At 73.4% G+C, this 14924-nt stretch carries 12 protein-coding genes; 11 read left to right on the top strand and 1 reads right to left on the bottom strand.

Features of this window, described 5'->3' with window-relative positions; all coding sequences use genetic code 11:
• Nucleotides 1-23 precede the first annotated feature (23 nt).
• The gene (locus ACZ7J0_RS22110) at nucleotides 24-860 is read left to right on the top strand and encodes a MurR/RpiR family transcriptional regulator (RefSeq protein WP_470889858.1); all 837 of its coding nucleotides are present in this window, start codon (nucleotides 24-26) and stop codon (nucleotides 858-860) included.
• 88 nt (nucleotides 861-948) lie between these two features.
• Here the strand turns inward: ACZ7J0_RS22110 and ACZ7J0_RS22105 are convergent, their stop codons facing one another.
• Nucleotides 949-2268, bottom strand: a complete 1320-nt coding sequence (locus ACZ7J0_RS22105; RefSeq protein WP_470889856.1) for a type III PLP-dependent enzyme domain-containing protein — start codon at nucleotides 2266-2268, stop codon at nucleotides 949-951.
• A gap of 133 nt (nucleotides 2269-2401) precedes the next feature.
• Between ACZ7J0_RS22105 and hutU the strand changes: the two genes are divergently transcribed.
• The 10 genes from hutU (at nucleotide 2402) to ACZ7J0_RS22055 (ending at nucleotide 14924) form a co-directional block, all read left to right on the top strand.
• Nucleotides 2402-4060, top strand: coding sequence for a urocanate hydratase (gene hutU, locus ACZ7J0_RS22100; RefSeq protein ID WP_470889854.1), 1659 nt, complete (start codon nucleotides 2402-2404; stop codon nucleotides 4058-4060).
• Nucleotides 4061-4122: 62 nt separating this feature from the next.
• Nucleotides 4123-5313: an allantoate amidohydrolase gene (locus ACZ7J0_RS22095; protein WP_470890101.1), complete on the top strand. Its 1191-nt coding sequence runs from the start codon at nucleotides 4123-4125 to the stop codon at nucleotides 5311-5313.
• On the top strand, nucleotides 5304-6647 hold the full coding sequence (locus ACZ7J0_RS22090; protein ID WP_470889853.1) for a formimidoylglutamate deiminase: 1344 nt from the start codon (nucleotides 5304-5306) through the stop codon (nucleotides 6645-6647). Before ACZ7J0_RS22095 ends, ACZ7J0_RS22090 begins: the two co-directional genes overlap by 10 nt.
• A gap of 35 nt (nucleotides 6648-6682) precedes the next feature.
• Nucleotides 6683-7933 (top strand): imidazolonepropionase, encoded by a 1251-nt coding sequence (gene hutI, locus ACZ7J0_RS22085; protein ID WP_470889851.1) that lies wholly within the window; start codon nucleotides 6683-6685, stop codon nucleotides 7931-7933.
• A 184-nt stretch (nucleotides 7934-8117) separates the two neighbouring features.
• Nucleotides 8118-9206: a GNAT family N-acetyltransferase gene (locus ACZ7J0_RS22080; protein WP_470889849.1), complete on the top strand. Its 1089-nt coding sequence runs from the start codon at nucleotides 8118-8120 to the stop codon at nucleotides 9204-9206.
• A gap of 32 nt (nucleotides 9207-9238) precedes the next feature.
• Nucleotides 9239-10540 (top strand): glycosyltransferase family 2 protein, encoded by a 1302-nt coding sequence (locus ACZ7J0_RS22075; protein WP_470889847.1) that lies wholly within the window; start codon nucleotides 9239-9241, stop codon nucleotides 10538-10540.
• Nucleotides 10537-11331, top strand: coding sequence for a polysaccharide deacetylase family protein (locus ACZ7J0_RS22070; protein ID WP_470889845.1), 795 nt, complete (start codon nucleotides 10537-10539; stop codon nucleotides 11329-11331). The genes ACZ7J0_RS22075 and ACZ7J0_RS22070 overlap by 4 nt, the downstream gene beginning before the upstream one ends.
• An 80-nt stretch (nucleotides 11332-11411) precedes the next feature.
• Complete coding sequence (locus ACZ7J0_RS22065; RefSeq protein WP_470889843.1) at nucleotides 11412-13325, top strand: hypothetical protein; 1914 nt, start codon at nucleotides 11412-11414, stop codon at nucleotides 13323-13325.
• A gap of 13 nt (nucleotides 13326-13338) precedes the next feature.
• Nucleotides 13339-13800, top strand: coding sequence for a hypothetical protein (locus tag ACZ7J0_RS22060; protein WP_470889841.1), 462 nt, complete (start codon nucleotides 13339-13341; stop codon nucleotides 13798-13800).
• Nucleotides 13797-14924, top strand: a complete 1128-nt coding sequence (locus tag ACZ7J0_RS22055) for a glycoside hydrolase family 26 protein (protein ID WP_470889839.1) — start codon at nucleotides 13797-13799, stop codon at nucleotides 14922-14924. Before ACZ7J0_RS22060 ends, ACZ7J0_RS22055 begins: the two co-directional genes overlap by 4 nt.

Genomic DNA, 14924 nt, shown 5'->3' with positions numbered 1-14924 from the left:
CTGAATAGGCAAAGGGGGACGGCATGAACGACAGTCCGGCCGGGCGGCTCCAGGAGCTGTTCGAGGGACACCGGCTGACGCCGACGCAGCGCCGGATCGCGCACTGCATGGTGCGCCGGGCCGGTGACGTGCCGTTCCTGTCCAGTGTCGAACTGGCCGACCTCGCCGGGGTCAGCCAGCCCTCCGTCACCCGCTTCGCCGTCGCGCTGGGCTTCGACGGCTATCCGGCGCTGCGCAAGCATCTGCGGGACGTCGTGCCCGCCGAGCCCGCCACCGAGGGCGCCACGGTCAACGAGTACCAGCAGGCGGTGCAGGCGGAGATCGAGAATCTCCGCCACCTCGCCGAACTCCTCGCCGACCCCGCGCCGGTGGAGCGCGCCGGCCGGCTGCTCGCCGCGTCCCGGCCGCTGCCGGTGCTCGGGCTGCGCGCGGCGTCCTCGCAGGCGCGCGGCTTCGCGTACTTCGCCGCCAAGGTCCATCCGGACGTACGCCTCCTCGACGAGGGCGGCACGATGCTCACCGACCGCATCGACGCGGCCGTCCGGGCGGGGGCGTCGGCGCTGCTGTGCTTCGCCCTGCCGCGCCACCCGAAGGAGGTCGTGGAGGCCCTGGAGTACGCCAGGTCGGCCGGGCTGACGGTGGTGACCGTCGCCGACTCGGCGTTCGCGCCGGTCGCCCGGCACAGCGATCTCCTGATCCCGGCGGCGGTCGGCACGGGGCTCGCCTTCGACACGGCGTGCGCGCCGATGCTGCTCGGGCGGGTGCTGCTGGAGGCGATGTGCGACGACCTGCCGGACGCCCAGGCGCGTCTGGAGGACTTCGACGCGGGGGCGGCGGCCCGGGGCCTGTTCGTGGAGTGAGGGCCCGCCGTCCCGACGCCCCTGGTCACCCGCGCCGCGCAGCCGCAGCACCACCTTCTTTCACGGCCCCGGGCGATGCCGGTCGTCGTCAGGGCCCCAGCAGCGCTTCCGGGTGGGCGCCGCCGGACTCCGCGACGATCTGGTCGATGCTCTGGGGTGTCCGCACGGTCGTGAAGCGGATGTCACCCTCGGGGCCGGTGGTGAAGCCGTGGACCCCGAGGCGGGGCAGGCTGTTGTAGCCGTAGTGGCTGGAGAAGTAGTACGCGCCGGTGTCCAGCGCGGCGATCACATCGCCCTGCTCCAGCCGGGGCAGCGCGCGTCCGGCGGCCAGCAGGTCGCCCGCGAAGCAGGCCGGCCCGGCCACGTCCTGGACGACCTCGGGGCCCTCCTTGGGCAGCCCCTTGCCGTCGTACGCGGCGATGCGCAGGGGCCAGGCGAGGGGGTCGTGCACGGTACGGGTGGCGATCTGTACGCCCGCGTGGGTGATCGCGATCGGGCGGGAGCCGGAGGTCTTGGCGTACTCCACGCGGGCGAGGATCGTGCCGTGCTTGGCCAGTAGGGACCGGCCGAACTCGGTGACCAGGGCGTACCGGCCGTCGAAGAGGCCGGGCACGGTGCGCCGGAGCAGGTCGGCGTACTCGGCGTAGGTCGGTGTCTCCTCGTCGGAGGCGAAGTTCACCGGCAGGCCGCCGCCGATGTCGACGGTGTCGACCTGCTGCCGGCCGGCGGCCCTGTTGATCTCCTCGGCGAGGGCGTGGACGGACTGGACGCCTTCGGCCATCAGCGCGAGCGGGACGCCCTGGGAGCCGGAGTGAGTGTGGAGCCGCGTCAGCCAGGGCCTGTCGAGGAAGGTCCGGACGACCCGGTCGCGGGCGCCCTCGTCACGCAGGGCCACCCCGAACTTCGAGGTCGCCGTGGCGGTGGACAGGGCGTCGATCCTGCCCCGGCCGATCTGCGGGTTGACGCGCAGGCCGATGGGCGAGGCGCTGGGGGCGGCGGCGAGCAGGGTGTCGAGCCGGTCGAGCTCCTGGGGATTGTCGGCGTTGACGGCGATCCCGAGGGCCAGGGCCTGACGCAGCTCGGCGGGCGTCTTGGCGGGCGAGTCCAGGACCGTGTGGGACGGCGGTACGCCGGCGGCGCGGGCCAGGGCCAGCTCGCCCGGACTCGCGACCTCGGTGCCGAGGCCCGATTCGTACAGCAGCCGCAGGACGGGGACGAGGGGGCAGGCCTTCACGGCGAAGGCGTGCAGGACCGGGGCGTCGGTGACACGGGCGAACGCCTCGGTGAGGGCCGCGGCGGAGGAGCGGATACCGGCCACGTCCAGGAGGGCGGCGACGGGCTCGGTCTCGGTGAGGAGTCCTTGTTCGACGGCCGCGTGCACGGCCCTGTCGCGACGGTCGGAAGCCATGTGGGTCAGCCAATCATCCGAGGGGCCGCCCCGCAGCTGTTGACTACAACTATTCAGCACGTCAGGATGTGAATAAGTAGAAACCAACATCGTTGGACTTCCCTCGCCGGACTTCCATGAAGGAGGCATCGCCATGTCAGGACCCCGCCCCGTACGGGCCTCGCGCGGTACGGAACTGAGTGCCCTGGGATGGCAGCAGGAAGCCGCCCTGCGGATGCTGCAGAACAACCTCGACCCCGAGGTCGCCGAGCACCCCGACAAGCTCGTCGTCTACGGCGGCACCGGCAAGGCCGCCCGCGACTGGCGCTCCTACGACGCGATGGTGCGCACCCTGCGGACCCTGAAGCAGGACGAGACGATGCTCGTCCAGTCCGGCCGCCCGGTCGGCGTCATGCAGACCCACGAGTGGGCCCCGCGCGTCCTCATCGCCAACTCCAACCTGGTCGGCGACTGGGCGAACTGGGAGGAGTTCCGCCGCCTGGAGCAGCTCGGCCTGACCATGTACGGCCAGATGACGGCCGGCTCCTGGATCTACATCGGCACCCAGGGCATCCTCCAGGGCACGTACGAGACGTTCGCCGCGGTCGCCGCGAAGAAGTTCGGCGGCACGCTCGCCGGGACGATCACCCTGACCGCCGGCCTCGGCGGCATGGGCGGCGCCCAGCCGCTCGCCGTGACCATGAACGACGGCGTCGCCATCTGCGTCGACGTCGACCCGCGCGCCATCGAGCGCCGCATCGAGCACCGCTACCTGGACGTCCGCGCGAACTCCGTGGAGCACGCGCTCCAGCTCGCCGTCGAGGCCCGCGACGCCCGTAAGCCGCTCTCCATCGGCCTCCTCGGCAACGCCGCCGAGCTGCTCCCGCGCATGCTCGCCGAGGGCGCCCCCATCGACATCGTGACCGACCAGACGAGCGCCCACGACCCGCTCTCGTACCTGCCGATCGGCGTCGACTTCGACGACATGCAGTCGTACGCGGCCGAGAAGCCCGCCGACTTCACCCAGCGCGCGCGGGAGTCGATGGCCAAGCACGTCGAGGCGATGGTCGGCTTCATGGACGCCGGCGCCGAGGTCTTCGACTACGGCAACTCGATCCGCGGCGAGGCCCAGCTGGCCGGCTACGACCGCGCGTTCGCCTTCCCCGGCTTCGTGCCCGCCTACATCCGCCCGCTGTTCTGCGAGGGCAAGGGCCCCTTCCGCTGGGCGGCCCTGTCGGGCGAGGCGTCCGACATCCACAAGACCGACAAGGCGATGCTGGAGCTCTTCCCCGAGAACGAGTCCCTGCACCGCTGGATCAAGATGGCCGGCGAGCGCGTCCACTTCCAGGGCCTGCCCGCCCGCATCTGCTGGCTCGGCTACGGCGAGCGCGACCGCGCCGGCGAGCGCTTCAACGACATGGTGGCCTCCGGCGAACTCGCCGCCCCGCTCGCCATCGGCCGCGACCACCTCGACTGCGGCTCGGTGGCCTCCCCGTACCGCGAGACCGAGGCCATGCTCGACGGCTCCGACGCCATCGCCGACTGGCCGCTGCTCAACGCCATGGTCAACGTCGCCTCCGGCGCCTCCTGGGTCTCGATCCACCACGGCGGCGGCGTCGGCATGGGCCGCTCCATCCACGCGGGCCAGGTCACGGTCGCCGACGGCACGAAGCTCGCGGGCGAGAAGATCCGCCGCGTGCTGACGAACGACCCGGGCATGGGCGTGATCCGCCACGTGGACGCGGGCTACGACATCGCCGAGTCGGTCGCCGACGAGAAGGGCGTGCGCGTCCCGATGCGGGAGGAGGCGTGAGCGCGCCCGGCGGTGACGGGTCCTCCCGGCGGGAAGCGACGGGCGCCACGAGCTTCCAGCGGATGTGGGCCGACCTCGCCCCCGTCGGACGGCACGCCACCACCGGCGGCTACCGCCGCTACGCCTGGACCGGCGCGGACGCCGACTGCCGCACCTGGTTCCAGGAGCAGGCCGAGGCGCGCGGGCTCTCCTACGAGACCGACCGCAACGGCAACCAGTGGGCCTGGCTCGGCGACCCCGCCGCCGGGGACGCCGTCGTCACCGGGTCGCACCTGGACTCCGTACCCGACGGCGGCGCGTTCGACGGCCCCCTCGGCGTCGTCTCGTCCTTCGCCGCGCTGGACGAACTGCGCCGCCGGGGGGCCCGGTTCACCCGGCCCCTCGCCCTCACCAACTTCGGTGACGAGGAGGGTGCGCGCTTCGGACTGGCCTGCGTCGGCTCCCGGCTGACCGCGGGACAGCTCACCCGCGAGAAGGCCCACGAGCTGCGGGACGCGGACGGGATCAGCCTGCCCCGGGCCATGGAGGCCGCGGGCTACGACCCCGAGGCCATCGGGCCCGACCCCGAGCGCCTCGCCCGCATCGGCGCGTTCGTCGAACTGCACGTGGAACAGGGCCGGGCGCTGGACCTGTCCGGGGACGCGGTCGGCATCGCGAGCGCGATCTGGCCGCACGGCCGCTGGCGGTACGACTTCCACGGCGAGGCCAACCACGCCGGCACCACCCGGCTCGTCGACCGCCGTGACCCGATGCTGACCTACGCCGAGACGGTCCTCGCCGCCCGCCGCGAGGCCGAACTCGCGGGCGCGGTCGCCACCTTCGGCAAGATCTCCGTCGAGCCGAACGGCGTCAACGCGATCCCGTCCCTCGTCCGCGGCTGGCTGGACTCGCGGGCGGCGGACCAGTCCGCCCTCGACACGGTGACCGCCGGGATCGAGGCGGCCGCCCGCGCCCACGCCGAACGGAACGGCATCGACCTCACGGTCGTCCGGGAGTCCTTCACGCCGGTGATCGAGTTCGAGCACGCCCTGCGCGACGAGCTCAACAAGATCCTCGGCGGGGCCGTCCCGGTGCTCGGCACCGGCGCGGGCCACGACGCGGGTATTTTGTCCGGTTCGATCCCGACCGCCATGCTGTTCGTACGGAACCCCACGGGCGTCTCGCACTCCCCGGCCGAGACCGCGGCCGAGGACGACTGCGTGGCCGGGGTCCTCGCACTCGCCGACGTACTGGAAGGGCTCGCGTGCAGCTGACGACCTACTGGGCCGAACACGCCTGGCTCGACACGCACGTCGAGCCGGGCGTGGCACTGGACGTCGACACCTCGGACGGCCGGATCGCCGCCGTGCGGACCGGTGTCGACGCTCCGCCGCCGGGCGCCGAGGTGCTGCGGGGACTGACGGTCCCCGGCTTCGCCAACGCCCACTCGCACGCCTTCCACCGCGCCCTGCGCGGCACCGTCCAGGTCGGCTCCGGCACCTTCTGGACCTGGCGCGAGGTGATGTACCAGGTCGCGTCCCGGCTCACCCCGGAGTCGTACTTCTCCCTCGCCCGGGCCGTCTACGCGGAGATGGCGCTGGCGGGAATCACCGCGGTCGGTGAGTTCCACTACCTCCATCACGCGCCCGGAGGGGCCTCCTACGCCGACCCGAACGCGATGGGCGAGGCGCTGATCGCGGCGGCCGGCGAGGCGGGCATCCGGATCACGCTCCTCGACACGGCCTACCTCTCCTCCGGCTTCGGCCAGGCACCCAACGCGCACCAGCTGCGCTTCTCCGACGGAACGGCGGACGCCTGGGCCCAGCGGGTGTCGCTGCTGAAGGAGCGGCCGGGCGTACGCATCGGGGCGGCGATCCACTCCGTACGGGCGGTTCCCGCGGACCAGCTGTCCACGGTCGCCGAGTGGGCCTCGGCCCGTCACGCCCCCCTCCATGTCCACCTCTCCGAGCAGACCGCGGAGAACGACGCGTGCCTGGCCGCCCACGGCCGCACCCCCACCCGGCTCCTGGCCGACCACGGGGTCCTCGGCCCGCGCACCACGGGCGTCCACAACACCCACCTCACGGACGCCGACATCGCCCTCCTTGGCGGCACGACCACCGGCACCTGCATGTGCCCCACCACCGAACGGGACCTCGCCGACGGCATCGGCCCGGCGGTCGCCCTCCAGCGCGCCGGCTCGCCGCTCTCGCTCGGCAGCGACAGCCACGCGGTGATCGACCTCCTGGAGGAGGCCCGCGCGATGGAGCTCGACGAGCGCCTGCGCTCGCGCACCCGCGGCCACTGGACGGCGGCGGCCCTCCTGCGTGCCGCGACCGCCGACGGCCACGCGGCCCTCGGCCTGCCCGAGGCCGGCCGCCTGGAGACGGGCGCCCTCGCCGACTTCGCGACGATCGCGCTCGACTCGGTCAGGACAGCGGGACCGGTGCCGCGTCTGGCAGCTGAGACAGCGGTATTCGCCGCGTCCGCGGCGGATGTGCGCCATACGGTCGTGGGTGGCCGCCACGTCGTGCGGGACGGAGCCCACACGCTCGTCCCGGACGTTCCCCGGGCACTGACGGACGCCATCGCCGCCCTGCACGACTGACCCGGCCGCCCCGGCTGAAGGAGAGATCCCCCCTCATGAGCAGCGGTCCCGAGACCACGAACAACACCCCGGCGACGCCGGCCCCCGCCACGACGAACAACACCGTCGCCGCGGCGGCCACCGTCATCACCAACATCGCCAGTCTGGTCACCAACGACCCCTCCCTCGGTGACGGATCCCCCCTCGGCCTGATCCGGGACGCGGCCGTCGTCATCGACGGCGACCGCATCGCCTGGGTGGGTGAAACCAGCAAAGCACCCGCCACTGACAACCGGGTCGACGCGGGCGGCCGGGCCGTCGTCCCCGGATTCGTCGACTCCCACTCGCACCTCGTCTTCGCGGGCGACCGCACCGCCGAGTTCAACGCCCGGATGTCCGGCCGCGCCTACTCGGCGGGCGGCATCCGCACGACGGTCGCCGCGACCCGCGCGGCGTCCGACGAGCAGCTGTCCGCGAACGTGGCCCGCTACATGGCGGAGGCCCTGCGCCAGGGCACCACCACCTTCGAGACCAAGTCCGGCTACGGCCTCACCGTCGAGGACGAGGCCCGCGCCCTGCGCATCGCCGCCCGCCACACCGACGAGGTGACCTACCTCGGCGCGCACATCGTCTCGCCCGACTACGCCGACGACCCGGCCGCGTACGTCGCCCTGGTCACCGGCGAGATGCTCGACGCCTGCGCGCCGCACGCCCGCTGGATCGACGTGTTCTGCGAGAAGGGCGCCTTCGACGGCGACCAGGCCCGCGCGATCCTCACCGCCGGCCGGGCGAAGGGCCTGCACCCCCGCGTCCACGCCAACCAGCTCTCGTACGGCCCCGGTGTGCAGCTCGCGGTCGAACTGGACGCGGCGAGCGCCGACCACTGCACCCACCTGACGGACGCGGACGTCGACGCCCTCGCCCACGGCAACACCGTCGCCACGCTCCTGCCGGGCGCCGAGTTCTCCACCCGCGCCGCCTGGCCGGACGCCCGCCGCCTCCTCGACGCCGGCGTGACGGTCGCCCTCTCCACCGACTGCAACCCCGGCTCGTCCTTCACCTCCTCGGTCCCCTTCTGCGTCGCCCTGGCCGTACGGGACATGGGGATGACCCCGGACGAGGCCATCTGGTCGGCGACGGCGGGCGGCGCGGCGGCCCTGCGCCGCGAGGACGTCGGCCGCCTCGCCCCGGGCGCATACGCGGACCTCGCCCTCCTGGACGCACCCAGCCACGTCCACCTGGCCTACCGGCCGGGGGTCCCCCTGGTCACGGAGGTCTGGCGACGCGGGGAGCGCGCCACGGTCTGAGGCGTCCCCCCCGCCGCCACACCGGCACATCCCGCACTTCGCGCCCCATCAGACTCGCGAAATCTCCCTGATCACACGGTTTCACGGGTTGGTCACAAGATGGGCGAGTGGGTCTGTCCCGCAGTGATATCGACCGGTACCGTCCTGTAGCGGCAAGACTCAGGGGGACGACCGGGGGGTCGAGTTGAGCGCTGTACGCGTGTGTGTCGTGAGGCCCGGGGAGCTGAGCGGCAGGGAGATCGAAGCCTGGCGGGAGCTGCGTGCCAAGTCCGGGGCGCCCGCCAATCCCTTCATGGAGCCGGAGTTCACCCGGGCCGTCGCCGAGGTGCGACCGCGGGTGAGGGTGGCCGTGGTGTGGGAGGGCGGTGAACCGGTCGGTTTCTTTCCGTACGAGAAGGGCCCGCTCGGGCGGGGGCGGGCCGTGGGGCTCGGAGTCTCGGACTGCCAGGGGGCGGTCCTCAGAGCCGGGCTCGAGCTGCCCGCACGGGCGCTGCTGCGTGAATGCGGCCTGGCGAGCTGGGAGTTCGACAATCTGGAGGACGGCCGGAGCGCCTTCGCCGCTCACGCGGCGGAGGAGTTCGCCTCGCCGGTGATCGACGTCGGCGAGGGATACGCGGCGTACGAGCGCGTCCTGCGGGCGCAGTCGCCCAAGTTCCTGAAGACCACGCTGGCCAAGGAACGCAAGCTGGGGCGGCAGGTGGAGGGGGAGCTGCGGTTCGTCTTCGACGAGCGCGACCCGGCCGCGCTGGCCACCCTCATGGAGTGGAAGTCCGCGCAGTACCGCAGGACCGGCCGCCGCGACCGGTTCGCCAAGGAGTGGATCAGCACCCTTGTGCGGCGGCTGCACGGACTGCGGGCGCCCGGGTGTTCGGGGTTGCTGTCCGTGCTGTACGCCGGTGAGCGGCCCGTCGCCGCCCACTTCGGACTGCGCTCGGCGACCGTGCTGTCGTGCTGGTTCCCTGCGTACGACCCCGAGTTCGCGAAGTACTCGCCCGGTCTCGTCCTCCATCTGCGGATGGCGGAGGCGGCCGCCTCCGCCGGGATCGGGATGCTCGACCTGGGGCGCGGAGCGGCCGAGTACAAGGACGCGCTCAAGACCGGTGAACTGCGGGTGTACGAGGGGTCGGCGGTCCGCCCCGGCCTGCGGGCGGGGCTGTACTGGCTGGGCCGGGAGCCCTCGCGGCGCGCCCACAGCTTCGTACGGAACAGGCCCCGGCTCGCCGGCCACGGCCGCCGGGTGCTCAACCGGATCGGCCGGCTGCGGGGGAAGTGACCGGAAGCAAGCGTCAGTTCAGGGGGAGCCGTATGTTCCGTCCACCTCGTGCCCTTGCCGTCGCCGAGATCGACCTCGATGCCGACGGCGGCATCCTCGCCTTCGGGCCCGGCCCCGGCGGCCCGCCGGTGGGGGCAGGCGATGTCTACGCTCTCGTGCGCGTCCTGGGCCGGCCCGCCGCCACCGTCGTCGGGCACATCCCGGCCGGCGCCGACCCGGCGGCCACCGTCGCCGCGCTCGCCCGCGACCGGCTCGCCCACGACGTCGCCGGCGGCCCGGCCCCGGGCGTCCCGTCAGCCCCGCACGGCCCTGAGCCCTCCGGCGACCTGCCCCGCACCAGCGTCGTCGTCGCCACCCGTGAGCGGGCCGCCCAGCTCGCGAGGGCCCTCGACTCGCTCCTCGACCAGGACCACCCCGACCACGAGATCGTCGTCGTCGACAACGCGCCCCTGACCGACGCCACCGAGGAGCTCGTCACGCGCGCCTACGCCGGGCGCGTCCGGTACGTACGCGAGCCCGTGCCCGGGCTCGCCACCGCGCACAACCGGGGTGTCGCCGCCGCCGACGGAGCGGTCGTCGCCTTCACCGACGACGACGTGATCGCCGACCCGCACTGGCTGACCGCGCTCACCGCGCCCTTCGCCGCGGACCCGAGGCTCGGCTGCGCCACCGGACTGATCCTCCCGGCCCGGCTCGCCACCCCGGCCCAGGTCCTCCTCGAATCCCACGGCGGCTTCGCCAAGGGCTTCGAGCCGCGCCTCTACGACCCGCTGCGCCCGCCCGCCGGCGAGCCGCTGTTCCCGTTCACCGCGGGCAGCTTCGGCTCCGGCGCCAACATGGCCTTCCGCACGGCGGCGCTGGAGGCCGCCGGAGGATTCGACCCGGCCACCGGCACCGGCACACCGGCCCGGGGCGGCGACGACCTCTACGCCTTCGTCGCCGTCCTCGCCGCGGGCTTCCGGCTCCGCTACACGCCCGACGCGCTCGTCTGGCACCACCACCGCGAGACCTGGCAGGACCTGAGGAACCAGGCGTACGGCTACGGCGCCGGGCTCACCGCGTATCTGACCGCGATCCTCGTGCGCCGCCCCGCGCTGCTGCCGGCGCTGCTCGCCCGGCTGCCCCGCGGGCTGCTGTACGCGCGCGCCATGACCGCCCGGCGCGCGGCCGCCGACGCGGGCCCACCCGCCGGGTCCGGCGTGCGCGACGGCGCTCCGGGCGAGCACGGCGGCCATGGCCACCCCTGGCCTCGCAGCCTCTCCCGACTGGAGCGACGCGGCATGCTCTACGGCCCCCTCGGTTATGCCAAGGCCCGGCTGGGGAGGGCGAGATGACCTCCGCCATCCCCGTGCTCCTCTACCACGCCGTGATGGAGGACCCGCCCGACTGGATCGCCGAATTCACCGTCGCGCCACGGGACTTCGGGGCGCAGCTCGACGCGATCGTGGCCAGTGGCCGTACTCCGGTCCCGCTCGGTGTGCTCGCCGTCCACCTCGCGGGCGGTGGGGACCTGCCGGCCCGGCCCGTCGTGCTCACCTTCGACGACGGCTTCGCCGATCTCCCCGGGCCCACCGCCGAGGCGCTCGCCTCGCGCCGGCTGCCCGCCACGGCCTATCTGACCACCGGGGCGATCACCCCGGGCCGCTCCAGCCTGCTGCCGCCCGCGCCGATGATGGCGCTGGGCCAGGCGCCGCTCCTGGAGCAGTACGGCATCGAGATCGGCGCCCACACCGTCACCCATCCGCAGCTCGACACCCTGCCCGCCGCCGCCGTGGTCCGGGAGCTGCGGGAGTCCAGGGCGGTGCTCCAGGACGTCCTCGGCCACGAGGTGACGCACCTGGCCTATCCGCACGGCTACAACAGCCGGGCCGTGCGCAGGGCCGCTCTGGACGCCGGGTACACGTCGGCGGTCGCCGTGCGCCACGCCCTGAGTTCGGAACGGGACGAGGTCCACCGCATCGCCCGGCTCATCGTCCGCCGCACGCACACCGTCGCCGACGTCGAGAGCTGGATGGAAGGCCGCGGCGCGCGGACCGCGCCCTACCGGGACTCGCTGCCGACGGTCGGCTGGCGTACCTACCGCCGAGCGCGGACCGTGCTCAGGGGCCCCGAGTTCGCAGGCTAGGGCCTGTCTTTTGGGTGCCGAGCCCGGCAAGAGCCGAAAGACAGGCCCTGAGGCAGACCACTCCGTGGGGGAGTCGCACCGTGCAGCAGCACCACGTGTCCACACCGGTCAGAGAGAGCGGCGCGCCGCCCGAGGGGGAAGCGACCGGAATCCGCGGCGGCGCGCCACCGCCCACCCGGCCCCTGCGCGCCGCGCTCGCACCACAGGCCCTGGGCAGCTGGCTGCCCCTGCCGGTGGCTGCCGGGCTCTGGGCCTACGCGCTGCCCCGGACCGGCTTCCGGGACATCACCGACTTCGGGCTCCTCGACCGCTTCCCCCCGGCCTTCTATGCCGCACTGGCCGTCTTGACCTGCGGTTTTCTGGTCACCCTGCGCCGCGCCGGCACCGCGCCGCTGTGGCCCGCCGCCTACTGCGCCGCCATGCTGGTGGCCCTCAAGGCGCCCCCCGCCGTCCTCTACGACTCCGTGCGCTACGCCTGGGCGTCCAAACACGACGCCGTGATCAGCCGGCTCCTCGCCGAGGGAACGGTCCATCCGCACACCGAGCTGTCCGGCGGCATGTCCGCCTACGACCAGTGGCCCGGCTTCTTCTCCCTCAACGCGGCCCTCGTCCGGGCCTTCGGCGTCGACGCCGCGGCCTCGTTCATCAACTGGGCACCGGTGGCGCTCGGCATCCTGACCCTGCCCGTGCTCGTCCTGATCTACCGCACCTTCACCGACGACTGGCGTCTGGTGTGGACCGCCGTATGGATCTTCCAGCTCGCCAACTGGGTCGGCCAGGACTATCTCTCGCCGCAGGGGTTCTCGTATCTGCTCCATCTGACGGTCTTCGCCGTGGTCGTGCGGCACTTCGTCCTTCCGGGCTCGGCCGGGCGGCTGCGCGACCGCACCGGGCTCGACCCGGCGGCGGCCGCCGTGCCGCCACCCACCGGGCGGCGCCAGCGGGCGGTCTGCATCCTGATCGTCGCCCCGCTCATCGCCGCCATCAACGCGTCCCACCAGCTCACGCCGGTGATGCTCTGCGCGACCCTGGGCGCGCTCTGCCTCACCCGCCGCCACCGCAACCTCGGGCTGCTGGCGGTCACCGGGCTGATCATGCTGATCTGGGACCTGACGATGGGCAGGGTGCTCTTCCTGGAGACGATGAGCACCCTGCGCGACTCGGCCGGGGACCTGCTCGTCAACTCCCGCGCGGGATACGCGGGCGAGCCCACCGGCCCGGGGCCGGAGCTCGTCGGCGCCGCCAACATCCTGATGGTGGGCGGGCTCGCCGTCCTCGCCGGCGCGGCCGTTCTGCTGCGCCGCCGGCTCGTGCGCAGCGCTCTGCCGCTGCTGCTGGCCGCGGCCGCTCCGGTGCCGATGTTCGCCGTCAACGACTACGGCGGCGAAATGCTCTTCCGCGTCTATCTGTTCGGGCTCCCCGGCACGGCGTTCTTCGCCGCGGCGGCGCTGGTGCCGGCCGCCGGGGCGTCCGGCAGGGCCGCCCGGGCCGCCCGTCGCGTCACCGCCGTCGCCATGCCCCTGGCGCTGACCGCCCTGCTCGCCGGCTTCCTGCCCTCGTACTACGGCAAGGAGGGCATGCACTACGCCCCGCCCGCCGAGGTCGCGCTCACCCGGCGCGCCTTCGACCGGGCGCCGGACGGGGCGCTGATCCTCGCGACGACCGGGTCGTTCCCCGGCGCGTACTACCGCTACGACCGCTATGAACGCTGGTTCTTCACCGAACAGGACGTGCCCGAGAACCTCAAGATGCTCAAGGACCCGGCCGGATACCTCGCGGCGGGCATCCCGGAGGGCCGCCCGGCATACGTGATCCTCACGCCGACCCAGGAGAAGGCGGTCATCGGCGAGGGCTATCTGCCCCCGGGCAGCTTCACCATCCTGCGGGACGCGCTCAAGCGCTCCCCGCGCTTCCGCGTGGTGGAGGAGAACGCACACGGACTCGTCCTGCAATTCCGGCCGGCGGCCTCGCCGGACCGGTCCGCCCCGCGATGACGAGGAGGCCCCCATGCCCCATGTCCAGCCGACCCGAACCCAGCTGAGAGCGGGCCTGGCGGCCTCGGGCTGGCTCGCGCTGGGGGCGAGCCAGTTGCCGGGGGGCTCCCCGCTGCGCTGGATTCCCGTACTGCTCTTCGTCTGTTTCGGGCCGGGGCTCGCCCTGCTCCACCCGCAGCCCGGCGGCCTGCGTCCCGGCGCCCGGCTGGAGGGGTTCGCGCTCGCCGCGCCGGTCAGCCTCTCCCTGGCCGCGCTCACCGCGACCTCACTGTTCCTGGTCAAGGGGTTCTCGACGACCGTGTTCCTGGTCTCCCTCGCCGGTTTCGTGACGGTCGCCGCCGCCCTGCCCGGTGTACCGCTGCCCGCCGCCACCCGGGGCGCGGCCGAGCGGACCCGGCCGTCCCGTGGGCCCGGCGTTCCGGCGCCGGCCGCCGGACGCGAGCGCGAGAAACCCCACCCCGGAGGCGGCCGATGAGCGGACGCCATGCCTTACGCGGGAAACGCTCCTCCACCGCGGTCGTCCTCGCCGCCGTCGCGCTCCTGGTCGCCGGACTCGGTGTCTGGGGCACCCGCTCCTCAGGAGAGGGCGACGGCGGCCGTTCCTCGGGCGAGGACCTCCCACGCGACGCCACCTCCGGCGAGCCGCCCCGGGGCCGCTGTGCACCGGACGAGCTGCTGGTCGCACCCTGCGGCGCCTGGTGGGGGGCGTACATCCCGTACGACGGCGACGGTTCGCTGACCGCGCCGGTCTACGCCTTCGAGAAGAAGATCGGCCGCAGGCTCGATGTCGTCTACACGTACCACGACATGTCGGGGAACGAGCGCGACGGACAGCTCCTCACCCGCGACGAGCAGGAACTCGGCCGTGACCGGCTGCTGATGCTGGCCTGGGAGTCCACCGTGTGGACCGCGCCGCACCACGCGGGCTGGACCGAGCGGCAGCTCGGCTGGAAGAACATCGCCTCCGGCGCCCACGACGCGAAGATCATCGATCCGCAGGCCCGCCGCATCAAGGCGTACGGCAAGCGCGTCTTCTTCTCCTTCGACCAGGAGACCGACTTCCGGATCAAGGAGGGCGCCGGGACCCCCGAGGAGTACGTCGCCGCCTACCGCCACCTGCACGACCGCTTCGAGAAGCTCGGTGTCGACAACGTGGTCTGGGTCTGGACGGTCTCCGGCTATCTCGGCCACGCCGAGCAGATGAAGCGGCTCTACCCCGGCGACGCCTACGTCGACTGGCTCGGGATGGACCAGTACAACTACTACCTCTGCCACCGGTCGACCGACTGGCTGGACTTCGAGGCGAGTCAGCGGCCCTCCTACGACTGGCTGCGCGCCCACATCTCCTCCGACAAGCCGGTCATGCTGTCGGAGTTCTCGACCGCGCCCGATCCGAAGCGGCCCCTGCGCCCGCGCGACTGGTACACCGCGATCCCCGAGGTCGCGCCGACCCTGCCGAAGCTCCGCGCGCTGGTGCACTGGAACCGCCCGGTCCCCGGCCCCGGCTGCGATCTGACCGTCAACAGCGGTCCGGCCCTGGAGGGTTACCGGCTCGCCGGACAGGACCCGTACTTCCGCCAGCCGGTCCCGCCGCGCTAG

This window comes from Streptomyces sp. NPDC038280 (assembly GCF_055600045.1).
This window is presented reverse-complemented; position numbering and strand designations above follow the sequence as displayed.